General features: G+C 52.0%; 23 protein-coding genes and 1 tRNA gene. 9 read left to right on the top strand and 15 right to left on the bottom strand.

Translation table 11 applies throughout. The annotated features are described in order from the left end of the window. Nucleotides 1-56: 56 nt before the first annotated feature. Nucleotides 57-1,532 carry a trypsin-like peptidase domain-containing protein gene (locus tag HRU10_00800; protein NRA25771.1) on the bottom strand — a complete coding sequence of 492 codons (1,476 nt, stop codon included), beginning with the start codon at nucleotides 1,530-1,532 and terminating at the stop codon, nucleotides 57-59. A gap of 158 nt (nucleotides 1,533-1,690) precedes the next feature. Here HRU10_00800 and HRU10_00795 point away from each other — a divergent pair, with 158 nt between their 5' ends. Beyond that, nucleotides 1,691-4,678, top strand: coding sequence for a hypothetical protein (locus HRU10_00795; protein NRA25770.1), 2,988 nt, complete (start codon nucleotides 1,691-1,693; stop codon nucleotides 4,676-4,678). Beyond that, on the top strand, nucleotides 4,654-5,376 hold the full coding sequence (locus tag HRU10_00790; protein ID NRA25769.1) for a hypothetical protein: 723 nt from the start codon (nucleotides 4,654-4,656) through the stop codon (nucleotides 5,374-5,376). Before HRU10_00795 ends, HRU10_00790 begins: the two co-directional genes overlap by 25 nt. A 40-nt stretch (nucleotides 5,377-5,416) precedes the next feature. Here HRU10_00790 and HRU10_00785 read toward each other — a convergent pair whose 3' ends face one another. Next, nucleotides 5,417-6,406, bottom strand: a complete 990-nt coding sequence (locus HRU10_00785; GenBank protein ID NRA25768.1) for a malate dehydrogenase — start codon at nucleotides 6,404-6,406, stop codon at nucleotides 5,417-5,419. Nucleotides 6,407-6,473: 67 nt separating this feature from the next. Then, nucleotides 6,474-7,538, bottom strand: coding sequence for a 3-deoxy-7-phosphoheptulonate synthase (locus tag HRU10_00780; GenBank protein NRA25767.1), 1,065 nt, complete (start codon nucleotides 7,536-7,538; stop codon nucleotides 6,474-6,476). 241 nt (nucleotides 7,539-7,779) lie between these two features. On the opposite strand from HRU10_00780, the gene HRU10_00775 reads away from it, so the two are divergent. Together HRU10_00775 and HRU10_00770 are read left to right on the top strand one after the other, a co-directional pair. Next, entirely contained in the window at nucleotides 7,780-8,055 is a 276-nt protein-coding gene (locus HRU10_00775) for an HU family DNA-binding protein (GenBank protein NRA25766.1), read from the top strand. A 71-nt stretch (nucleotides 8,056-8,126) separates the two neighbouring features. Further along, the gene (locus tag HRU10_00770) at nucleotides 8,127-8,708 is read left to right on the top strand and encodes a methyltransferase domain-containing protein (protein ID NRA25765.1); all 582 of its coding nucleotides are present in this window, start codon (nucleotides 8,127-8,129) and stop codon (nucleotides 8,706-8,708) included. Between the two features lie 114 nt (nucleotides 8,709-8,822). On the opposite strand, the gene HRU10_00765 is transcribed toward HRU10_00770, so the two are convergent. Beyond that, on the bottom strand, nucleotides 8,823-9,830 hold the full coding sequence (locus HRU10_00765; protein NRA25764.1) for an RNA polymerase sigma factor RpoD/SigA: 1,008 nt from the start codon (nucleotides 9,828-9,830) through the stop codon (nucleotides 8,823-8,825). Between the two features lie 163 nt (nucleotides 9,831-9,993). After that, nucleotides 9,994-12,435: a penicillin acylase family protein gene (locus HRU10_00760; GenBank protein ID NRA25763.1), complete on the bottom strand. Its 2,442-nt coding sequence runs from the start codon at nucleotides 12,433-12,435 to the stop codon at nucleotides 9,994-9,996. A gap of 303 nt (nucleotides 12,436-12,738) precedes the next feature. Between HRU10_00760 and HRU10_00755 the strand changes: the two genes are divergently transcribed. The 4 genes from HRU10_00755 (at nucleotide 12,739) to lipB (ending at nucleotide 15,141) form a co-directional block, all read left to right on the top strand. Next, nucleotides 12,739-12,815 (top strand) — tRNA-Val (locus HRU10_00755). A gap of 30 nt (nucleotides 12,816-12,845) precedes the next feature. Next, a complete protein-coding gene (gene ilvN, locus HRU10_00750; protein ID NRA25762.1) occupies nucleotides 12,846-13,319 on the top strand; it encodes an acetolactate synthase small subunit in 474 nt (157 codons plus the stop codon). Between the two features lie 49 nt (nucleotides 13,320-13,368). Further along, nucleotides 13,369-14,397, top strand: a complete 1,029-nt coding sequence (gene ilvC / locus HRU10_00745) for a ketol-acid reductoisomerase (GenBank protein NRA25761.1) — start codon at nucleotides 13,369-13,371, stop codon at nucleotides 14,395-14,397. 63 nt (nucleotides 14,398-14,460) lie between these two features. After that, a complete protein-coding gene (lipB, locus tag HRU10_00740; GenBank protein NRA25760.1) occupies nucleotides 14,461-15,141 on the top strand; it encodes a lipoyl(octanoyl) transferase LipB in 681 nt (226 codons plus the stop codon). Nucleotides 15,142-15,320: 179 nt separating this feature from the next. On the opposite strand, the gene HRU10_00735 is transcribed toward lipB, so the two are convergent. The 10 genes from HRU10_00735 to HRU10_00690 form a co-directional block, all read right to left on the bottom strand. Then, entirely contained in the window at nucleotides 15,321-16,373 is a 1,053-nt protein-coding gene (locus HRU10_00735; protein ID NRA25759.1) for a glycosyltransferase, read from the bottom strand. Between the two features lie 346 nt (nucleotides 16,374-16,719). Next, nucleotides 16,720-17,322 carry an HAD family phosphatase gene (locus HRU10_00730; GenBank protein NRA25758.1) on the bottom strand — a complete coding sequence of 201 codons (603 nt, stop codon included), beginning with the start codon at nucleotides 17,320-17,322 and terminating at the stop codon, nucleotides 16,720-16,722. A gap of 104 nt (nucleotides 17,323-17,426) precedes the next feature. Then, complete coding sequence (locus tag HRU10_00725; protein ID NRA25757.1) at nucleotides 17,427-17,798, bottom strand: VapC toxin family PIN domain ribonuclease; 372 nt, start codon at nucleotides 17,796-17,798, stop codon at nucleotides 17,427-17,429. Continuing rightward, on the bottom strand, nucleotides 17,779-18,009 hold the full coding sequence (locus tag HRU10_00720; protein NRA25756.1) for a type II toxin-antitoxin system VapB family antitoxin: 231 nt from the start codon (nucleotides 18,007-18,009) through the stop codon (nucleotides 17,779-17,781). Before HRU10_00720 ends, HRU10_00725 begins: the two co-directional genes overlap by 20 nt. 32 nt (nucleotides 18,010-18,041) lie before the next feature. After that, a complete protein-coding gene (locus HRU10_00715) occupies nucleotides 18,042-19,568 on the bottom strand; it encodes an NAD(P)H-hydrate dehydratase (GenBank protein NRA25755.1) in 1,527 nt (508 codons plus the stop codon). Between the two features lie 18 nt (nucleotides 19,569-19,586). Further along, the gene (locus tag HRU10_00710; GenBank protein NRA25754.1) at nucleotides 19,587-20,354 is read right to left on the bottom strand and encodes a pyridoxine 5'-phosphate synthase; all 768 of its coding nucleotides are present in this window, start codon (nucleotides 20,352-20,354) and stop codon (nucleotides 19,587-19,589) included. Between the two features lie 8 nt (nucleotides 20,355-20,362). Beyond that, nucleotides 20,363-21,064 carry a ribonuclease HII gene (locus HRU10_00705; GenBank protein NRA25753.1) on the bottom strand — a complete coding sequence of 234 codons (702 nt, stop codon included), beginning with the start codon at nucleotides 21,062-21,064 and terminating at the stop codon, nucleotides 20,363-20,365. A 1-nt stretch (nucleotide 21,065) separates the two neighbouring features. Further along, nucleotides 21,066-21,476, bottom strand: a complete 411-nt coding sequence (locus tag HRU10_00700; GenBank protein ID NRA25752.1) for a type II toxin-antitoxin system VapC family toxin — start codon at nucleotides 21,474-21,476, stop codon at nucleotides 21,066-21,068. A 4-nt stretch (nucleotides 21,477-21,480) separates the two neighbouring features. Then, entirely contained in the window at nucleotides 21,481-21,786 is a 306-nt protein-coding gene (locus HRU10_00695) for a hypothetical protein (protein ID NRA25751.1), read from the bottom strand. 828 nt (nucleotides 21,787-22,614) lie between these two features. Continuing rightward, on the bottom strand, nucleotides 22,615-22,782 hold the full coding sequence (locus tag HRU10_00690; protein ID NRA25750.1) for a hypothetical protein: 168 nt from the start codon (nucleotides 22,780-22,782) through the stop codon (nucleotides 22,615-22,617). Nucleotides 22,783-23,000: 218 nt separating this feature from the next. On the opposite strand from HRU10_00690, the gene HRU10_00685 reads away from it, so the two are divergent. Continuing rightward, complete coding sequence (locus HRU10_00685) at nucleotides 23,001-23,375, top strand: hypothetical protein (protein ID NRA25749.1); 375 nt, start codon at nucleotides 23,001-23,003, stop codon at nucleotides 23,373-23,375. Nucleotides 23,376-23,528 lie beyond the last annotated feature (153 nt).

Here is a 23,528-nt window from a genome sequence, read left to right as displayed (position 1 = left end):
GGGCTAGATATCTACACTTGGAGGGTCACGCTTCGACGCGACCCATCGCGATTACTCTATGGCACACGAATAGCAATAAAGCCGTAGCTATCGCCTGCTTGGACGTAGAGCCGATTGATCCCGGATCTGAAGAGGTCCCGCGCCTGTGCGACAGACGTGGTTGCTTGCCCGTTGATTTCCAAAATGATGATTCCCGCACTCATCGAGCGCACGTATGGTGAGCTGGTCTCGATTTGCCGGATGAAAATACCGCTGACTTCCTCATCGATACCAAATTCTTCGCGGAGGGCGTCATCGACAAATTCTGCCGTGACGCCGTCGAGCAGTTCAGCGCTGGTAGAAGCTTGAGCGATACGTTCTGAAAGATCCCCCAGCATAACGGGGACATCGATGGTGTCTCCGTCACGCACCACCTTTAATATGATTTCGGTCCCCGGCAATCGACTTGCTATTCGGGAGCGCAAGTCCTCGTCACCGGATATCGGCATGCCGTTTAGATGTGTTACGATGTCCCCGCGTTTCAGTCCAGCTTGGGCCGCCGGGGTGTCGTCTTCGACATATTGGATAAGTGCGCCGCGGTAGGCGATGCCGCCAAAAGACTCCGCCAACGCCTGGTCTAAATCGTCCAGGCTCACTCCGAGGAATCCGCGCTGAATTTCTCCGAAATTTACTAGGGAGAGTGCGATGTTTCGAGCTAAGACTGAAGGGATGGCGAATCCGATTCCGATGTTACCTCCGGTGCGAGACAGAATGGCCGTATTGATACCGATGAGACGGCCTTGGGCGTCAACCAGAGCCCCTCCTGAGTTGCCTGGGTTGATCGATGCATCGGTCTGGATGAAATTTTCGTAAGAGCGTTCGCCAATGATTTGCAGATCAGAACGTCCGGTGGCGGAGACGATACCTTGAGTGACAGTCAAGCCGACTCCCAACGGGTTTCCAACGGCGAACACAACATCGCCGACTTGAAGGGCATCGCTGTTGGCCATCGGCAATGATGGTAGGGCTTCCGCGTCTATTTTAAGCACCGCTAGATCTGTGTCACGATCACCGCCAATGACTTCCGCTTCAAATTCTCTCCCATCATTGAGCTGAACCAAAATCTCGTCGGCCAGGCGCTCGGAGCGGTTGACGGAAATCACATGGTAATTGGTGATGATGATGCCCGAGGGGTCCACGATGACGCCTGAACCGAGCCCATTCGGAAGTCGGCGCTCGATGGTCTCGCTGGAATCGGGAATGGGGATGCCATAGAATCGCCGTAGTAGGTCTTGCATCGGACTGCGGCCGCTATTGCGTGTGACCACAATGCGCGATGTATGCACCGAGACGACAGCTTCCGTTGCCGCCTTCAACATGGGCGCATAGCTGAAACGTATGTCGCTGCGGTCGATCTCGGACGTATCCATCGGAATATCGATCAACCCCTTAGAGCCTTCGGCTTCAGCGTCTGGCGTCTGAGCTGTGCATGCTACCAACGGTAGCGCGACGAGTAAGAGATAGAATTTTTTAAGGACGATCGTTCGACTCATAATTACCGGAAATGTGAGTCCAACTCGACCGGGTTTTCAACTACTTGGTTCCACATGTCAAATTATGTGAATCAAATCACTCAACAGAAAGATTTGATTTCGCTCGGATGATTTTGGGAATGCATGTTGCTTCCTCACAATCACTCTAAGTTTACTCAATGTTTAGGTTTCCAAGAGATTTTACAGGTGAATTACCCGGTATTCGTTGTTCGCGGCCGACTGGTTTTGCTCTCATCGCTTGTCTGCTCTTGGTGGCTTTTTTCACCGTTTTATTGTCTTCAATGGCGGTTTTGGTGACCCACGAATTGAGAGAAACATCTGTCAAGGAAAGCCAGCGATCCGCCCGGCAGCATGCGCGTCTAGCCATGCAGATTGCCGTTGGGGAGCTGAGTCGTAATTTAGGTCACGATGCGCGTGCGACGCGTGTCGGTTACGGAAACGATGATAACCTGGAGAACCGCGGCAACAGCACCCATGGGTGGTTATCTGTGTGGGACACTTCCGTTCCAGAGAGTCCGGTATTTCAGCAGTGGATGGTCTCGGGTCAGTCTGCTGAGGCGATTGGTTCGAGTGTTCTGATTGAGCAGGGTGAAGCGTCTCTGGGCTTAGACGATGTCGATGTGCCATTCCAGGAAATGGAGGGTGGTGGCTATGCTTGGCATGTTTCCGACGAAGCGACAAAGGCCCAGATATTTTTGGGGCGTGGCGCGTTTGCAGAATCTACCGCATATGAGGGAGTTCACGCAGACTTATTTCAGAATCCTGGACGGAGTGTGGGCTATTATTTCCAACTGGCCAATGAGCATTGGGACGGTGGGGATTTTCCGGTTATCGATGCTGTGGCGGGTCCAGACGCTCAGTTTCTTCAAAAAGTCCAAGATCTGAAATTTCTTAACATGTCGCCGACGCCAAGGGCACTCGGCTTGTATGTGAGTTACTCCACCCAGGAGCTCACCGTGCAGAGTTTGGGGGTGCTGTCGCGGACTGATGGGACTTTTGGATTAAAGACGGATTTGTCTCTAGATGCCGATTCGTTGGGGCCGGGGCTTCGGGCATGGCTAGATCACAAAAGCTACATCGTTCCACCAGATCCAGATCACGACTTGATCCAGTCCGAAGATGATCCGCGGCGTTTTTTTCGCATACAGCCTTATAATCCTACAGATCCTGAGGATGGAGAGTTTGTCCATGTGCTTGCGCCTGTCATTACGGATGTAGGCTTCCAGTTCTCGCCGGCACCCAACAATGCCTCCGATAGGACTGCATATTTGAGTATGCGCACGGTATTGGAGCTCTGGAACCCCTATGCTCAAATAATTGAGCCAGAAGAGATGACGTTGGAGGTCTATGGTGTGCCGGATATCGAAGTGCTCTGTGTCAAAGATGAGGTGGATCTTCCTGCCTTTACAATGAGTCCGATTGAGACCTTTGGAGAAGACTTGAGCGAGGGACAGGGAATCAAAGTCGATCTCGCTTTTGTGGTAGACCCGCATGCCAGCAAAGTCGCTGAGGATTGTTTCGATGCGAAATACTGGGGTGGGGGCCGCGTGAAGTATTGGGTCGGCCGTAACAATACGACACGTGCGACACCAGCCGAAGGCTATGGGGTATTTGGGACGAAGTCATCTAATGCCACACGGCTACATCTGCCTGCTGTGCCAGGGGTGGCATTTCCGGATAGCGGCGATTATGATTCAATTCGATACCGTGTCCCTGCGTCTTCACTAACGTTTGTGTTGAGACGAAAGTCAGATGGTGCGGTTCTGGCACGACTCGACGATTTCGAATGGGACGCGGCGGATACAGCAGCAACGGAAGCACGATGGGACCGCCGTTTCATTACATTTCAAGCACGCAAGTTTGAGAGATCCCACACCATAGACCTAAATGCGTCGGATTGGATGCGACTACACGAGCCGCGTGGCCTTCATCACGAATTTGGCGATTTGCCCGAGATGGGTTATACCACCAAAGAATCGACAGGTTACTCCCCGGACCTGAGTCCAAACACCTTGGCTCTCAGCGCGTCTGAACCGGATGACTCGATATTTGAGCGTGTTTTGAGTGCCGGTAATCGGCGCCATAATAGCCCTGAGGTGGACTCACCTTTGTTCGATATTCCGACACGCGCGCTCTTGTCGATTGGAGAGTTGCAGCATGTGGTCGTACACGGCAAAGCACCTTTTGCAGTGGGTAACTCCTGGGGTAATGAGAAAAATAGCGTATTCGACACTCACTTCTTTTCTGGTCAGCAGGTGGGCGTGGATGCCGCTAATTCTGATTTTCGCATGCATCCTGCGATGCGGGCACTCACTCTACAGGCAGACAACGTCCCACTAGCCAACGACACCTTAATGGTCTCAGGCAGGTTTAATGTGAATTCACTCAGTGCACGCGCATGGGCAACCATGTTGGCTGTCGCTTTGAGCGAGTCATTGACCTATATGGTCCCAGATTCGACGTACGACGACAATGAAGACGATACCGCTGTCCACAGCTCAGGGCGGGTCCCTCCGGCGTTGGGTCGCTTTTCATTCAGCCAGGCTGCTTGGCTTGGTAGAGATTTAGATAGTTTTAGATCTAAGCACGACGTTCCACCGTCTCAGTTTTTCCAATATGGCTGGCAATTTATCGCCGCGCGCCAGAGGCATAGTGGTGTGATGTCGAATGATTTTCAGATGGGGGATACGTCTCTTCTGTCGGGTTTGGCGTCTGCAATCGTTGATGAGCTCAGGTCCCTAGACGAGCCCATCGTAAGTCTGGAGCGCTTAATCAATGATGTAGACGAGGAGGGCAATTCGCTACTCGAGCGAGCAATTGCATCGGTGCCGGAACTTCGCCAGCAGCCGTGCGATGACAACGGCTGGGAGGTACAGACGGTTGACGAGCGTTTGCCTGCCTGGGTGCTTCCCTCTGATTTGATGACTGTATTGGCACCGATTCTCAGTGTGCGTGGCGATACATTCAGAGTCCGGGCTTATGGGCGCTCAGAAAGTCAATTCGATAGCGATGGTTATACCGAAGCTTGGTGCGAAGCGGTGATCCAGCGCCTGCCAGATGTGGTCGATATCGGAGGCACGGGTATGACGGATCAGCGTAAATTTGAGATGGTTTCTTTTCGATGGTTAAACGAATCAGAGCTATAAAGATCTCGGTGCTATTTTTGCTCAGCGGGGTCTCGGCGATAGGTCAGGAAGCAGCCCATATCCCGGTGGAAACACAGATTCGTTTGGCCTGTCTTGGGGGTGTGGAGCCTTTGTGGATGGCGCAATACAAACCCAATGCGATTGAGGCCGGAGACTTTTCTATTGAATGGCTCCCTGTGCCCGTGCGCACTTCGGGAGCTTCGCCAGTATTCAGTTATTTTGGCCCAGATAGGCTATACTTATCCAATTCAGCAGACGGTCAGGGGGCGAGAGACACCTATCCAGCGCAGCAACTCTTGGATGCCCGTGAGCAGTTGGTAGTGATTGTTTCGCGCAACCGACGTGGCGCTGACGAACGCATACCTGCGATACTCTTCAATCTGAACCTAGACTCGCTAAATTTGAGTTCCGGGAAGCTCTTCATCTATAATGCCACCCGGGCAAATCTCCTCGGTACGATCGAGCAGCGCGCCCTAGAAGACATCGAAATTAGTCTAAAGCCTGGGTTGAGCACCGGCACTCCCATCGGTTTGCGCGGTCGCGTAGGGTTTCAGTTTTTCTTTCAGAAATCGGGTTATCGTTGGGTCTTTTCTGATGATTTTCGTCGGAGCGAAAATGAGCATTTACTTCTATTCCTGGCTCCACCACGTATCGCGGGAAGCCGTAACCTGGTGGGACACTGGGTTGGCTTGAAATAAATTATCGTGACCGTTGGTCGCGGCTGAAATTTGTCGTTGCCTAGTTCTGGATCAGATGAGCAACCATCTGAGCTTCATCCTTTAATTCGGCCACACTAGCATCGATTTTTCCCCGGCTGTAGTCATTGATCTCTAGGCCTTCAACGACACTCCAGCTCAGATCGGCATGTGTGCGTATAGGCAGTGAAATAATTAGGCCAGCTTCCGTGCCATAGCTGCCGTCGGAGATGACAGCGACACCGTGCCAATCGCCTTCCGGAGTGGGCGTCACGAGCGATTTTACGGTGTCGAGAGCAGCGTTCGCGGCTGAGGCGGCGCTCGAGGCCCCACGGGCTTCTATGATTGCCGCCCCGCGTTTCTGGACCGTCGGGATGAAGGTTTCTTTGAGCCAGGCCTCATCAGCAATGACCTCCGCGGCAGGACTTCCATTAATGTGGGCGTTATAGAAGTCTGGATATTGAGTAGCAGAGTGGTTGCCCCAAATGCACAGGCGATTGACAGACGCTACAGGAACGCCCGCTTTTTGAGCGAGCTGAGTTTTAGCGCGGTTCTCATCGAGGCGTGTCATGGCGAAGAACTGCGTGTTTGGGATGCCCACAGCATTTTTCATCGCGATATATGCATTGGTATTGCAGGGATTGCCCACAACCAGGGTCTTGACAGTCGGTTTTGCCGAGCGTGCGATGGCTTCGCCCTGTCCGGTGAAAATTTTGCCGTTGATGCCCAAGAGGTCTGAACGCTCCATACCCTTTTTCCGTGGGACACTTCCGACGAGCAGAGCCCAGTCCGCATCTTTGAAGCCTTCATCGAGATCTATTGTGGTCACAATTTCAGCGAGCAAGGGGAAGGCACAATCATCCAGCTCCATGGCGACACCTTTAAGGGCATCGAGCGCCGGCGGGATTTCGATTAAATTGAGCGCTATGGGTTGGTCTTTCCCGAAAACTTCACCTGAGGCGAGGCGGAACAGGAGAGCGTAGCCGATCTGGCCGGCGGCGCCCGTAATTGCAATGCGGATGGGTGCTTTCATAGATCAGATGTCGATGCGTGGTTGTTAAAAAAAGACGTGCCAGTGAAGACTCGCCCCTAGGTAAAGACTAACTGACTGCTGTATTCCTTTGTTTCAAGGTTTGGTGAAAGTCTCGCAACATCGTCTCTGTCGTTTCCCAGTCAATGCAGCCGTCGGTAATGGACACACCATATTTGAGGTCTTCTTTAGGCTGCGGAAATGCCTGATTGCCTGCGTGGATATTACTCTCGACCATAATGCCAATGATGGATTCCTCACCGTTAGCGATTTGTTTGCAGACGTCTTCGATTACAACTGGTTGGCGGGACGGATCTTTTGATGAATTCGCATGGGAGGCATCCACCATGATGGCCGGTATCAGCCCAGCTTGGGCTAATTTAGCCGCTGAGTCTTTGACATACTTGGCTGAGTAGTTCGGACCGCTACTCCCCCCCCTTAGGATGAGGTGGCAGTCAGGATTACCCTTCGTGGTGACTGCTGCTGCTCTGCCCGCTAAATCGACCCCTAGAAAAGTCTGCTCTTTACTGGCTGCATTAATGGCATTAATCGCCGGTGTGATGTTGCCCTCGGTGGAGTTCTTAAATCCGACTGGCATCGACAAGCCCGAGGCCATTTGGCGATGAGTTTGAGACTCGGTGGTCCGGGCACCGATAGCAGACCAGCTGATTAGATCGGCAATGTATTGCGGAGTGATTGGATCCAGAAGCTCGGTTGCGGTTGGTAGTCCGATTTCGATGACTGATTTCAAAACCTCCCGCGCCAAGCCGAGACCTTGGTTCAAATCGCAGCTACCGTCGAGGTGGGGATCCATGATCAGACCCTTCCAGCCAACGGTTGTCCTGGGTTTTTCAAAATAAACCCGCATGACCACATAGATCTGGTCTGAACACTCATCCGCGAGCGCTTTCAGACGGCGTGCATAATCGTAGCCTGCTTCTGGATCATGGATCGAGCACGGGCCAATCACGACGAGTTCACGCGGGTCGTCGCCAAATATAATGTTGTGAATCGTCTCGCGTGATTTGTGGATAAATGCTTTCTCCTTCTCCGTCGTGGGAATCTTCTCACGAAGCTGTGCAGGTTCGAGAAGGGGATCGGTTGAGACAATATGGACGTCGTTTACATGAGCCATGTTAGAAGAAAATGCTGTTAGCCGATATCGGGGACAAGCTTGGATCGGAAAATTTCGAACCTGGCAGCGATTAGTCCGTTGATGGCGCGTTAGAGCTTTTTCGGGCGAAAACAGTTAAAAATCCCTCAATGCCCATAAAAAGTAGGATTGGAGCCCGAAATTCAGTTGACGCTCGTCGATCTGCGGCCGATTGGTTGCAACGAACTCAATTGAATTAACTAACTACCTCAAAATCTATTCTATGAATAAAGGTGATCTCGTAACCGAAGTACAATCTCTCCTGGGTGATGACGCATCCAAAGCCGCTGCCGAGCGTGCAGTTGAATCTGTTCTTGATGGCATCAAGGCTGGAATCACAAGGGACGGCAGTGTTCAGCTGATTGGTTTCGGTACTTTTGAAGTCGTCGAGCGCGCAGCGCGTTCTGGCGTTAACCCACAAACTGGCGAGAAGATCCAGATCAAGGCTTCTAAGGCTGTTAAGTTCAAGGCTGGCTCCGGTCTGAAGTCTCTCGTTTAAGGCGCTTAATTCCCCAAGATTTCTGAGACCCGCTTCTAACTAATGAAGCGGGTCTTTTTGTGCCCATTACGATGACCGATTGGAACCGACGTTATCTGCAAAATGATACTCCATGGGACAAGGGGCATGTGGCGCCTCCTCTGGTCGAAGCGCTGGAAAACGGATTAGAGTTTTCAGGCAAAATACTGGTGCCAGGATGCGGTTTGGGCCATGATGCCCGTTACGTTGCCTGCCGTTCTCCGAGGGCGACAGTGCTCGCGGTGGATATTTCAGCGGAAGCATTATGCCGCGCACAAGAATACGAAAATCCGCAAAATTTAGATTTCCAACAAATTGATTTTCTTGGTGCGGCTTGGACGGGGGGATTCAACGTCCTCGTTGAGCACACGCTCTATTGCGCTATTAATCCCTCGCAGCGTCAGGCTTATGCTGAGGCTGCTGCGAAAGCCATCAGAGTAGGCGGATTATTTTTGGGCATTTTCTTCAAAAACGATTATCCCGATCTTGAAGAAGGACCACCCTATTTCAGCAGTGATGCTCAATTAGATGCGTGCTTCGATGAGCATTTTGAGCTCCTCGAAAAATGGCTGCCAGGAGTCGCTTTCGAAGAACGTGTTGGAGAAGAGGAACTGCGCCTGTATCGTCGCCAGTAGAGATGAGCGTGCGGTCTTTACTGCATCAGTTACTCATGGGGATTGCATGAAAAAACCCGCGACTAAATAAATCAGCCACGGGCTCTGCCCAAAAGTTTGTGCAAGTAGATTTATCTAGTCTTCTTGACCTGCAATAAAGTCACGAATGACGCGCATCTTACCGCGTTTGATATTTTCTTCGCGAACTTCATCGACCGAGCGCTGGCGCTCTTTTTCCGTCATGGCATTGCGCATTTTTTTGATGGCAATGTTTTGTAGCTGGCGGACGCGTTCGCGTGTGATGTCGAAATGTTGGCCGACTTCCTCGAGTGTGAGTGGCCGATCGCCTTCTAGGCCGAAGCGCATTTTTATGATGGCTGACTCGCGGGTTTCCAGGCGGTCAAGCATTTCGGTCACATCCTCTGAAAGCGAATTTGCACGAAGGTTTTCGAAAGGAGAAATAGCATTCTCGTCGCCGACTATTTCTCCAAAGCTCGTATCTTCCTCTTTGCCGATAGGAGCGTCGAGTGATGCTGGACGCACGGAAACGGTCTTTAGGTGAGAAACTTTGTGGACTGGTAGGCCCATCTCGCGACCGACTTCCTCATCGGTAGGCTCGCGTCCAAATTCCTCAGTCAGCTCGGTGATGATTCGGCGCATCTTGGCAATCTTGTCGACAAGGTGCACGGGCAAGCGGATAGTTTTACCCTGGTTCGCGAGTGCGCGCTTGATCGATTGCTTAATCCACCATGCTGCATAAGTGCTCAGTTTACCTCCTTTATCGGGGTCGAAGCGTTCTACTGCTTTTACCAGCCCCAGATTTCCCTCACTGATGAGGTCATTGAGCGGGAGTCCGAAATTGCTGTAGTCACCAGCAATCTTTACCACCAAGCGCAGATTTGCCTGGATCATGTGGTTGCGGGCTTTCATGTCGCCCTTCTTGATGCGGTTTGCGAGATTAACTTCTTCGTCAGGCTTCAAGAGAGGGGTCTTTCCAATCTCTTGGAGATAAAATTGAAGCGGATTACGCTCACCGAGAGAAGGTTTGGCCGCATCCTCGAGGACCCGAGAGCGACGGACACGAGATTCGGAGGGAAGCTCGGTTGCTGAGTTTTCTTGTTGGTCGTAATCGAGAGTGCTCATGGAAGTAGATCGGTGTTGTTTGGTGTACCTTTGATGAAAAAATAACGTTTTTTAGCAAAGTCAAAGAGTCTGATGCAAAATATTTTAAAATATCGGTTTCACTCTTAGGGTTTTGAGGAAGATAACCCGATTCTCCCAAAATTGTTCCAAAAATAAGGAACGATTATTCTGGATTTATTACGAGTCGATAAACCTCTTCTCCTGGCAAAAGTGGACTGTCCACTCCTTGAAGCCATTGGACATGTCCTGATCGGTAGAAAGGAGAGAGGGGGTGGCCTGATTGTCCCCCCGGCATGGTGAACCGTGCTTCTGACTCTTTTCCTACTTCAATAATCATACGCTGGGATGGTCCATGGTTGCCAAATAAGGCATTCGGAGCGAAGCGGTCGCTTGAGATGCTCACAGGCTCGAAATCTAGAAATGGAGATAGTGCCGGGACTGCCGAAGAGATAGGATGTTGCATATGGAAGACATTGGCTTTTCCCCAGGTATAGCCTTCCAGCGACTCGCCGTTACTTGTCGCGTGGGTGATCACACTGTCCAGAACATATTGGAACTCCGACTCCCAATCTCCAAAATAGGGGTCTGTTAAGTATGCAGGTTTCTCTTCGGCGACCAAAAGATAGGCTTCTTCGATGGGGATGCGGGCATCGTTGAATCCACGCAGGCCAGAAAGGCTGGAGTCTTTTTCGAGTATGGTGCCCAAGATGCGGTTGTGCATCCGATCCATAATGCCGCCCCGAAATTCTCGAATCACTCGATAAGCGGCAGAGGAGGCGTCTGCTGAGCCGTCCCACTTTTTGGCTATGTCTAGAATTGTTGCCTCGTTCGGAGATATGTCCGGCATCTGCTCTAGGAATTCGACCAAAATGTCTCTCCAGGGATTCATCGCAAACACTCGCGAGTCCATAATTGCAGCCGCATTTTCATCTATCCCGATTGACTCTGAACGATGCAACCGGTCATGGATCTGAAATTGCCGAGCTGGCATTGCATAGCCACCGTCTCCGACGGTTTGCAGGGCCTCGCCTCCTACGATGCGCGCGTTTGCAGTGATCAAAATCCCATGGTCTGGGTCTTCAAGGGTCGGATATGAGCTCGTGTCTATTGGCCCCACCCATAGTGCATCCGGTGCACTGGAGAGAATCGGAAGAAACCCATTATAACTGCCCCTTCGCTCCGGGACTCTGCCCATGAGTGTCCAACCGATATTTCCGGCCCGATCACCCGCAATGAAATTGAGTGAAGGTGTCCCTGCACTTTGGGCAATTTGGAGGGCCTCGGCAACAGAACTTGCTTGAGCCAGTGAATCGATCTGAAAGTTTACGGCGTTCTCAAAATGAGCGGTCCACTGTGCCGCAATGGGTCTTTCCAAATCATCCTCGCCCACAATCGGTCCAAAGATCGTGCTACGGAAGTTAAGTGCTTCGAGGGAATCCGCACCGATCTGTATCTGTTCGGTTTCCTGTGTAAACGGCATGGAGCCCTGTGCAGTGAGATAGTTGTTCGGGTTTGCGGGATCGATCTCGATAATAACTGCATCGCCGGTATCAGCATTGCTATTTGTTAAGCCCCAGGCGACGGAGCCATTGCTTCCAACGATCACCGAAGGCGTTCCGGGTAGGGTGGCTCCGGCGACCAAAATTGCTTCGCCGCTATCCGATTGAGTCTGAAATGCTGCTCGATACCAAATATGTGGAATGCGGATGCTTAGGTGCATGTCGTTAGCGACCCAGGCAGCGTCTCCATTGCCGTTACGATGTCCCGCAATAGCCCAACTGTTACTTCCGTTGTTAGGGCCAGTTTCAGGAAAATATCGAGAAGCCTCCTTCGACGGTTGACGAGCCCACATAGGAGAGGCTGGGGCTGCTGGCCAATCCTTTGTGATGGACTCGAATTCCGTCGCACTAGGAATGGCTAATATGGGTTTATTCGAACCATCCTGTGTGGCCTCCCATCGGGAACCGTTGTGATAGAAAAAATCAAAAACTTCCGGACTGAGATGACGGTGCAGGAGTCCACGATAGCGATCTGCAATTACCTTGGAATCCATGAGGTCCAGCGTCATGGCTTGTGCGACGAGCAGGCTGTCAACTGGTGTCCAAGGAGTCGGCTCTCCACCGAGCAGGAAATACTCAAAGGGTTTAGCATTCAACTGGTCGACCCCAGCGTTCACGCCTTCGGCATAGGCCTCTAGGATGAGGATTTCTACAGTATCGAGTTGTTCGAAACTGATGAGTGCACGTCTGCGGAACTGATGAATGCGGTGCTCCTTATCGACTTCGAGCGCTGCCGGAATGATTTCGGCCAGTTCACCTGCTGCGACGCGCCGAAGTAGATCCATTTGGAAAAACCGCTCTTGCCCATGTAAAAACCCGATCGCGCGAGCCTGATCTAGTTTGTTGAATGCTGAAATTGTGGGAATACCCAGTGCATCGCGTTGGATTAACACACGACCTCGTAAACCAGGCAAAACGCTTTCTCCTTCTAACTGAGCGAGTGATCCGCGTAGCGTGCCACGAACCCAGAGCCCTCCAGCGACTAAAAGGATAGTAAATACGATAAAAATTCCGAAGATGACAGCGAAAGGGCGCCTCAATTTCATGCCCCACGCATCAGGGTGTAATAACGCGGCATGGCAATATTTATCGTCGGGAAAAAGCGGCTATAATGTGATCAAAAATACGGGACGCATTCAGTTCTTGTAGCGTGATCGCGGGAGCGATTGCCGAGTAGCGAATCAAAACCTGAGTCAGATGACAGATATATCGCGACCAGATTGGTCTCGTTATCTAAGTTTCGATCAGTTCCGCGTTGATCTCGTAACTGCCCGGTTACTCGTTTTTCAAAATATATTCTTGATCTGAAAGGTGCACCGATCATCTTCGAAGGCTTTCCCTGATCCCAGGGGTGCTTAGCTCAGTTGGTTAGAGCGCCTGGTTTACACCCAGGAGGTCACAGGTTCGAATCCTGTAGCACCCACCATTTTAAACGGATTTAGGAAAAGCCTGCCCGATGCGCTACACGATATCAGTCTTAGTCGAAAACCGGTTTGGCGTGCTGGCTAGGATAGCCGGCATGTTCAGCGGCCGTGGATTCAATATCGAAACGCTGAACGTGGGTCCGACAAAAGACGGCTTATCGCGTATCACTGCTACGATCATCGGCGACGAGCAAGAGCTCGACCAAGCGCTCAAGCAGCTCGAACGCTTGGTAAATGTTATCGAAGTAAAACATTTTCGTGGCGATGAGTCCGTTGCTCGCGAGCTGATTATGCTCAAGGTAAACTGCGGCTCCGAGAAACGCGCTGAATTTGTTCAGATCTGCGATATTTTCCGCGCCAAAATCATCGATGTGGCCCCAGACACGGTGATTTCCGAAGTCACTGGGAATGCTAACAAGATCCGTGCATTTTTGGACATGGTAATTCCATTTGGTATCGAAGAGATGGCCCGCACTGGAAATGTCGCACTCAGCCGTGGCCGCTGAGCTCGAATAAACAATTTCTTTCTATTATAAAACCCAAACAAGCATAAGAATGCCTGCTACTGTATATACTGAAAAAGACGTAGACATGAGCGCTTTCGAAGGAAAGAAGCTTGCTGTCATTGGTTATGGCTCTCAGGGCCATGCGCATGCGCGCAATCTCAAGGATTCCGGTTACGACGTAATCATCGGCCTTTACTCCGGGAGTAAGTCCCGCACTGTGGCTGAGGAGCAGGGTTTCGTGGTCATGCATACAGCCGATGCCGTCAAAGCTGCTGATGTCATCATGATCGCTGTCCCCGATATGCGTCAGGCAGATGTCTACGAGCAAGATGTGGAGGCCAACCTCACTGCTGGCAAGACCCTCATTTTTACACACGGACTCGCGATTCATTACGGCCTCATCAAGCCAAGTAGCGATGTAAATGTGATCATGGTTGCACCTAAAGGTCCGGGCCACGTGGTGCGTTCTCAGTATGTCGAAGGCAAGGGCGTTCCATCACTCATTGCCATCCATAACGATGCAACGGGTGACGCCAAGGCAATCGCACTGGCATGGGCTGGCGGCATCGGGGGCGCGCGTGCAGGCGTGATCAAGACGAATTTCAAGGAAGAGACCGAAACCGATCTATTCGGCGAGCAAGCTGTTCTCTGTGGTGGCGCTTCCGCGCTCGTTACGGCTGGTTTTGAAGTGCTCGTCGAGGCTGGCTACCAACCAGAAATGGCTTATTTCGAATGTCTCCATGAGCTCAAGCTTATCGTCGACCTCATGGTCGAGTCGGGCGTTTCTGGAATGCGTTTCTCCATCTCTGAGACTGCTAAATATGGTGACATCATAAGTGGCCCGCGTGTCATCACAGAAGATGTGAAAGAAAACATGCGCGCCGTGCTCAAAGACATCCAGTCAGGCAAGTTCACTGAAAATTGGGTTAAGGAATACAAAGCCGGATTGCCCAATTACAATCGCCTGCTTGAAGAAGGTGAAAAACATCAGATCGAAGAGACAGGATCTCACCTGCGCAGTCTCATGCCTTGGGTTGCAAAGAAGAACATCAAGGGTGTTCAGGCCGCTTATAACTAAGCGCGGAGTAACGATTTAATTCAGTGCGATCTCTGCGGGGATCGCACTTTTTTGTGCCTTGAAATGAGTGATACCTCTCCAGTGATTACGCTTGCTCGGACTGAGTCTAGTCTCGTTGAGGACTGGGGCGTGATCGATTATGAGGAAGCCCTGGAGCGCCAGAAACACTACGTCGCACAGCGTAAGGCGGGGGAGCGTGAAGATACCTTAGCGCTTTTAGAGCATCCAGCGGTATTTACGATCGGCGCACGTACGGGAGCCGAGCGTCATGTGCTTTGGGATCAGACTCGGCGCGCCCAGGAAGCAGTGGATTTGGTGAAGTCCAATCGTGGTGGAGATGTGACGTACCATGGCCCAGGTCAGATCGTGGGATACGTGATCGCCGACGTTCAGCAATCCCGAGATCTCCACCGGGTTTTGCGAGGGGTCGAAGATTACGTCATTCGCTCAATAGCTCATTACGGACTGGCCGGTACGCGGCGACCTGGAAAAACGGGCATTTGGCTCGGGGAACGGAAGATCGCTGCGATTGGGCTAGCATCGAGTAAATGGATAACTTACCACGGATTCTCTCTAAACCTTGATCCTAATCTACACCACTTTGAGGGCATCGTCCCCTGCGGTATCACGGATGGCACCGTCACTTCTATGGCGGTTGAGATGGATGGCGAATCACCGGATCCTGTGCGCGTGAAGCAAATTTTAAGCGAAGGCTTCGAGTCTTTACTCTCTGAGATCCGCTGAAGGATAAATGCGCACTGCCCTTCCGGTCTGGGCTCCAAAGGGACAAAGCATCTGATTGCGCACATTATAACAAAACTGTGGAACAGGGCGCAGCAATGTTTTGGCGCAGCCCCAAGCAGCTCTCCGCATGAATATAGATAGAGTCTGTATCGTTCTTGAGGGAGCGATGAGCGATGGGGTCAAAACGGGGCATGTGTGAAGGTGTCCTCAGGGGGCGATGGATAGAGCGGAGCATAGCGTCGAGCCAGAGCTTCCCAATGGTATTCCCGATGAGTGTTCTCTCGGACTTTTGAGCGATTCTTGAATTGAGAAAAACGCTCAATTCCGCTTTTGAGCCCTGTTACAATAGCATCTACATCGGTCTGACACACAACCCTACTCTCTGGGTCATTGATCCTCCCCCAGGGTGTGTGCGGCGTACAAAGAATAGGGGTGCCTACAGCTAGACTTTCGAGGTATACATAGCCAAAGTTTTCCGAGAGCGATGGGAGAGCACATAGGTCTGAGCCAGAAAGCCAGTACCATTTCTCATTACCCCACATTGGGCCGAGCCACTGTATTTCGATGCCGCGCTCACGGCATTGTTTACCAAGATTAATGCATTCTTGATAGTAGCGCCCTTCGCCCTTGCCGATGACCGCGAGTGAGATTTTCTTGGCGGTCGATGTATCCAGCCTAAGCAGCGCGTGGAGCAAACCATCCAAGTTTTTTTTAGCATCGATCCTGGAGAGGAACAAAATGAGGAAACGATCTGGCTTAACTCCAGTGTTTCGCCGTGCTTCTGGGTGTTCGATAGGCGGGACCTTATCAATCCCCAAGGGTAGATTGTGAATGGTCTGGTCCGGAAATAAGCGCTTGAGCTGTTCGGCTTCCATGTCACTGGTTGCCAGAATAAATTGAGCCCCGCGTAGATAGCGATTGGTAAACAGTGCTCTGTGGACCCATTTTCTCAAGGGCTTATGTCTCAGTGGCCACGGCTCCAACATACCATGAGGGCTGACGATGTAGGGTATGTTTAGTTCTCTGCATCGTTTTGCTACACTCATATGGGCCATGTCCCAGATGCCGTGGAAGTGCACGGCTTGCACGCCGCGCAGACTATTTGGAGTATATTCGCCTACGCGTGCGTGTGTCTGATGTGTAAAGTCATTCAGTGCCGATACGATGTCGTATACAGCCTGTTCGAGGCCGCCTACTCGTTTAGGCTGAGGGAGTTCGAAATGGAAGATCATAGCGAGCCAGACATACTCAGGCTATATACATCGAAAGTGCGCCTCACCATTTGATCGATGCTGAAAGATTCTCGGTGAAGTTCTTTGGCTTTTAGAGACTGCTCGGCATGGAAATCAACCTGACTGAGTCTGAGTAAATCCCTCTCCATCGATTCCCACGCAATACACGCTTTACCACATTCAGGAAGGGAAGCTCGAAGCGAGGCGGTACAAATGATGGGCAGTCTTTGCGACGAGTGAATGTGAATCGCCGAAGGCTTCACCCATAAAAGGCACGCGAACATGCTCTGGCAGCTTTCTGTGCACTCTGCAAACGGTAGTCTCATCGCCGACCCGAGAGTAAAAGTTAGATACCCATCGTATTCGGTATTTTTATCCAATCCATCCCAGCATCGATAGCCGACTGAACGCCGAGATCTGAGTCTTCCAGAACAAGACATTTTGTAGGTTCTACACCCAGGAGTTCGGCTCCCCGCAGAAAGGGGTCCGGTGCTGGTTTGCCGCGAGCCACTTCTCCCTGACAAACACGTATAGGGATGCGGTCTAACAAACCGATAGAGTGTAGCGTCTTTTCCACCTCAGAGCGTGGGCTTCCCGACACGACGGCGACGGGATGACCGGCATCTAAACAAGCGTGAGCATAATCAACCAGAGGTTTTATAGGTTGGACGTCGGTGAATAAACGTGCGACAGCAGCTTCCTTAAGCTCATCCGCTGCTGCGATTTCGACTGAAGTTCCCCACAGGCGGTTGATGTTGTGAACCGTGTCGGCGACGCTCAATCCGCCCATACTATAGAAAAACTGGGGCGAGTAATCGACCTCGGGTGCCAAAATGCCGATCGCCTCCTTCCACGCCTCGTAATAAAGCGGCATGGTATCCGCCAGCGTCCCGTCGCAGTCAAACAGGTAGCCGTCGTAGGTCTTCTCGGGAGGGGTGAATTCAATCATGCTGAGCAAGGGGTAACGCCAGAACGTGCTCCTTCAACCCGGAAGTTCTGGAGAGCGGCGCTTCGTCGCCGCCATCGGGATTTGTCGAAATGCCATCCACCGATTTAACTCAGATCATGCGCAAAGCCGAGAGCCTTCGCGACCGATGCGACTCGCTTATCACGCGTCCACAGCGCGACGCCAGCCATTTGGGCCGCATGAAGCACAATTGTATCAACCCAGCTCAGTCCGATTCCGAAGAGCTGGTTGTCTTCTATGAAAGCGAGCGTTGAGTGAAAGCTAGGCTCATCGATGTGGTCGAGTTCATGTAAAAACTCTAGGGTTTTATCTCTTTGACTTAGATTTCCAACGGCGAGTTCTCCGACAATTGAGTCCATCACTATCACTCGATCAGCGAGTAAAAGCTCATTTAGATGCGTATCATTTTGATGGATGAAGTCGACCCAGATGCACGTATCAGGAATTATCTGAGACATAGTATTTAGCCTGACTTTCAGCGACTCTTTGATGCCTCGGTGCCGTCTCGAAATTCGTTTGTGAGCCACCAATCTGCATGAGTTTTCTAGCCGCAACTTGAGAGATCAAGGCTTTTAAAGCCATATTGACCACGGCCGTCTTCTGGCTTTCACCAGTCAGTTCCATTGCCCGCTTCAGCAGTGCATCATCAATGTTTAACGTGGTTCTCATGCATACGAATATCGAAATTTGTATGCATCACGTCAACTCTCTAGATGCACTAATATATCAGTAGTCTGAACGAATTGCTCCCCTGAATGGTGGCATAGACGATCTGCTGCGAGGCCATGGTGGGCAGCGGCAGCGCAGACGGTTTCAATTCCAATTTTATTCGCTGTGGCAGCTATGAATCCAGCAACGAGACCGGCAAGGATATCGCCTGAGCCACCGCGTGCGAGAACCGGGCCACCGTGAGGGACGAGTACTGAAGTCCCAGCGTCGTGCACCCAGGACCTGGGGCCTTTTTCAATCACAAAGCCATGTATGTCTTCAGCTAGTCGGGTCGGTGTCCGGTTATGAGCGATCCGTGCCAGTTCTCCGGCGTGGGGTGTAAGGACAGTTGCTGATCGTTTTTCAATGGATTGTTGAACTGCCTCAACTGCTCCTGGAAAGAGCGCATCGGCATCAAGGAGGAGCGGTTTGTCCCATCCAAGAATGAGTGTGCTGATCAAGATTTTAGTTTCGGGGGCGCTACCCATTCCTGGTCCGAGCGCCATAGCGTTATAGCGTGATTTGTGGGCCTCGATCAGAGTAGTCCCTTCGAGTGAGAGTCCGCCCGAATCGTTTTCCGGCCAAGGGAGCCACATAGCTTCAGGGATTATCCCTTGGAGCTGTGCACAAATAGATTCAGGTGCTCCGATTGTCAGCAAGCCGACTCCCGAACGGATAGCCGCTTTTGCCGCCATGAGTAAGGCTCCCGGCATCGACCGCGATCCTGCAATGAGAAGCAAATGGCCAAAGGTGCGTTTATCGCAAGCAGCGGGTCGCAGCGGGGCGGGCTTTGCGGGATGGCTATAGACGCGATGTATGCTATCTGCGGGCGCGTCGTCAAAGAAGCCGATATCGACGTAGCGTATACGCCCAGTAATCTCTGGAGCGCTCTCGATGAGTTCTGTTTTCAGGATGCCTGTAGCATACGTGAAGTCAGCGCGGAAGGTAGCGTCTGCATCGTTAGCATTTATTCCGCTGGGCATATCGATGGCGATGCGTGCATGGATCCCATCGAGTTGATTCACCTTGTGTATCAGGGATCTAACAGGCTCCCTTAAAGGAGGGCGAAATTGCATGCCGACGATGCCATCAATCACGATTTCGATGGCCTCAGTATGACGTGTGGGCTGGGCGAAATCTGACGCGCTCATGAATGTGCACGGTGCTTCGGATGCCAGAGTATCCGCTGCGCGCTGGATCGACGGACTCCACGCGTCGCGATCTGCACACAGAAGAAGTGTTACCTCAACATTTTGTTCTAGAGCGATAGCATAGGCGGCATAGAGGGCATCGCCGGTATTGTTTCCCTTGCCGCAAAGAACAATCAGGTGTGTGGGGAAAGGGTGCTCGAAAAAGCTCTTTGGAAGATCCGCCAATATTGCACGTCCTACGGTCATACCAGCGCGGCGCATGGCACTTTCAGCTCGTGCAAGGTCGTCTCCAAAAAAAGCGTCCTCAAACGCCTTTGCTGCAGAACAAGTGAGGATCGGATGTAAGGGACTGGACCTATTGGATGTCACTGAGCCATCAGCCAATGCTTAACGAAACGCGCAATGCATCTTGGCTCGCATTTCGCGGACCGCAGAGTCGATGCCGGTAAAGATGGCGCGAGAGATGATAGCGTGGCCAATGTTGAGCTCGTAGAGATGTGGCACCTGAGTTACGAGGTCGGTGACATTGGTGTAATTAATGCCGTGGCCCGCGTTGACTAAAATACCATGTTCATGTGCTAGCTCTGAGCCAGCGATGAGCTTCTCTAGCTCTTCTTTGCGGGTCTTTTTCTCGTAGAAGAGATTCGCGTAAGCGCCTGTATGCAGCTCGACCATATCGGCTCCGATTTCTGCGGAGGCATTGATCGATCGATCATCTGAGTCGATGAATAGGCTCACTTCGATTCCCACTTCCTGGAGTCGCTGCGTGGCGGCCTTTACGCGATCCACTTGGCTTGCTACGTCCAGGCCACCTTCAGTCGTCACTTCTTCGCGTTTTTCTGGCACGAGCAGCACGCACTCCGGCATGATTTCCAGAGCAAAGTCTACCATCTCATCGGTACAGGCCATCTCCAGGTTCATGCGGGTGCCAATCGCTTCACGCATGCGGCGCACATCGGAAAGTTGGATGTGGCGTTGGTCCTCGCGCGGATGGAGGGTGATGCCGTCAGCGCCGGCCTTTTCCGCACAGAGTGCGACGTCGACAGGATCGGGCTCGATATTGCTGCCACAGTCTTTCTCAAATTCGCGATAGCGTGCCTGACGGACGGTGGCGCTGTGGTCGATATTTACTCCAAGTTGGATGGGGACGTTCATGGTGTGGACTATTCGGTGGAGAGGCTAAACTCGTTTTGCCTGTAAGCGGGCTCTGAGCCACATATTTTCTGTATAAATAGATAACGATGGTGTTTGCAAGGGCCATGCCGTTTGAGGCCTTCACGGTGTTTGGCTGTGCCATACCCCGCGTTTTCTTCGAAGCCGTAATGAGGAAATGATGTGGCAAGCTCAGCCATGAGACGGTCCCGAAACACTTTCGCTGCTACCGATGCGATAGCAATAGCGAGGCTCGTGTCGTCACCCTTTACAATGGCGCGATGATCGTATCCGAGGTGCTTCACCGGCCGCCCATCGACGAGGATGCGTGTTGGGCCGACGGATTCGCCTAACAATTCACTGAGGGCGCGCCGCATTGCTAGCGTGTTGGCGCCTAGAATGTTGAGCCGGTCTATTTCTTCGACACTGGCCGATGCGATAGCCAGGCGTATGGAGCCTTCGCTGCACCAGTCTTCAATGGTTTTGTGTAGGGCCTCGCGACGTTTAGCTGTGAGTTGTTTACTGTCGCGAAATTCCAGAGCTGCGGCGCGACGCATGCGGCTTTGAAAAAATGCCCGATTCAGCTCGACAGCCCCGGCGACCACCGGGCCAGCCAAACAGCCACGTCCGACTTCATCGACGCCGATGATCACCGGATGCTCGGCGATCAGTCGTTTGTCATGCAGCCAGCGGCTTGGGGAGAGGGCAGCCATATTAGTCCTCCTGCCAGGGATTCACGCAATCAATCGCTAGGAACTCAAAATCCTTAGTGTTCCGAGTGGCGAGCTGGAGGTGATGCTCTAGGGCAGTGGCGGCGATGACGGCGTCTCCAAAGGATAAAGCTCGGCCAGCATTTTGAGCGGATATCCTTAAATCGGCTGCGATGCGGGCGCATTCATGCGATACGCTGAGAGTGCTGGATGTATAAGCCTGCATGAGCTCATCGATTTTCGCCTTTAAGTGACGGGCTCTTTTTGAATTCCTTTCCATCAAGCCCAAGCCAAATGTCATCTCGTGAATAGAAATGACCGATATGTAGGCATCTCCTGCCTGCATCATGAAGCGCACGACACTAGGATTGGGCCTGGGCAGTGTAAGTTCTGAAAGTAAGTTCGTATCAAACAAGCAGCTAGTCTTTGATCTCACCCCAATCCTCCTCAGTCCAGTCTGCCCAAAATGGTTTTTCGCGGTGATGCCCCTCCCGGCTGGGCAGCTCGATCTCGCCAACGTTCGCAAGGTTTTCTACCAGCCATTGTCCTAAGGGCACTTCCGGTTGCCTCAATTTCGCAAATTCTTCTGCGGAGATGATATAACACGGTTCCTTCAGGCCGATTTTTTGAGGCCCCTGTGCCTTGGCAGACCGTATCACCTCAGAAAGCCGCGCCTTGGCCTCGGCGACAGTCCAGGTGGCTGGTTCGTTTTGATCGTATTGCATAAAGATAGACTAGTGTGGACTAGTATACTTGCAACGCTGTTATATCAGAATAACGACCGTAAATCGTGGTCGTTTTCGTCATCGAAATCCACCGATTGCAAATACCAATCGGCGGCCACCAAGCACCGGTCTCCAGAGCCCCATCACCAAAGCCAAACATCGACATCCGAATCGACTGAATGCGCACGTGATGCGCTACCAGCGACTGGCGACTTAGATCGGTCCAGAGCTGTCGTCTATAACTTCATTCGAGTCTACTGACATTTTCGGGTAAAAAACAGTAAACCCTCAGAACTGACCACTTGCCGCGTGATCGCGCCTGTGATCAGCGGTATCGCGACACCGACAACGAATATGACATCGATTTAAGGAAAACACCGCGCTCATTTCGCGTCTTCCGCGGCAAAACCCAGCGTTCGTCCTCCTGGGACCGCCGAGCCCCAGCTCGGCACAGATCGCTCCAAACGCCCCGCAATAACATAGATTTCAGCCACCAATTCAACGACCTCTTTCCCGGCGAACCACGTAAAAGCCCCTTCAATATTTTTCACAAAACGCCTGGTACGCCGGACGCCTCGCCGCTACCGCCGACCGCGTCCCCCTCCGCAAACTCATCAACTTCCAGCTCGAATTTACCCGCGCCTTCGAAGGCATCCTTGCCCGCCCCAACGACCAGCCCGACGTCCTCCGCGACACCTTCGTCCGCTGCCTGAGCTAGAATCCTTCTCCCCCGGGAGCCGCCGAGCCCCAGCTCGGCACAACATGTTATAAAAATTCGCGTTCATTCGCGTCCATTCGCGGATCAAAAATCAAAACCATCAAACCGATCTAAGTTACCGACCGCCAACGATAGCGATCACGAACACGACAACGATTTAAAAGATTCCGCGTCATTTCTGCGTCTTCCGCGGCCAAGACCTCAGCGTTCGTCTTCCCGGGACCGCCGAGCCCCAGCTCGGCATCAATCGCACTAAAATGACCTGTAATGGATTTCACACCTGAGATACTCAGAGCCCAGCATACCAACCCAAAAATTCGCGTGGATTCGCGTCCATTAGCGGATCAAAAATCAAAACCATCAAACCGATCAAAGTCACAGACCGACAACGACAGCGATCACGACAACGATTTAAAAAACAATTCCGCGCTCATTTCGCGTCTTCCGGTGCGTCAGGCCAAGCCTGACTTCTCTAATGATCTGAAACGAAATCATCATGACAACTAGGTATCCATCATGTAGGCGAAGCGGCGGTGAAAGGAGTAATCCCCAAGCCGAAGCCCGCTTAGCCGAACCTGCGAGCCGTAACGAAAGTGAACTCGATTCGGCCTCGTTACGCTTAATGGGAGTGACCATCCTTCCGGATATGGTGAAGTCTGCAACCAATGGTGAAGTGATACCTGAGTGCAACCATTGGGCTCCCCGGGGTGACTGGAGACAGCGCGTAGGCAAAGAGAAGTCGAGGAACCTGAGAGATCCGGTCGGTTGTCCTAACCGATTGGAAGTCGGATGGATTCATAGTAGCAAGGAAGAGTCTAATCCACTCGGAGCGAAGGAATCCAACTGTAAACATGCAACGATCAAAATGTAATGAAGCCGCTTGACCCTGAGGTCCACTACGGAACACCGGACAGAAGCTATCTGGACTCCCATAAAGTGCACATGGACCTCCTTCCGGACAAACTTCAAACACAGAGATGGAAGCTAAATCAGAAAGCGAAAAAAGAACCGAAGTTTCGCTTCT

This window comes from Opitutales bacterium (assembly GCA_013215165.1).
GTDB lineage: Bacteria > Verrucomicrobiota > Verrucomicrobiia > Opitutales > JABSRG01 > JABSRG01.
Note: the sequence above shows the minus strand (reverse complement) of the source record. Positions and strands in the feature narration are given on the sequence as shown.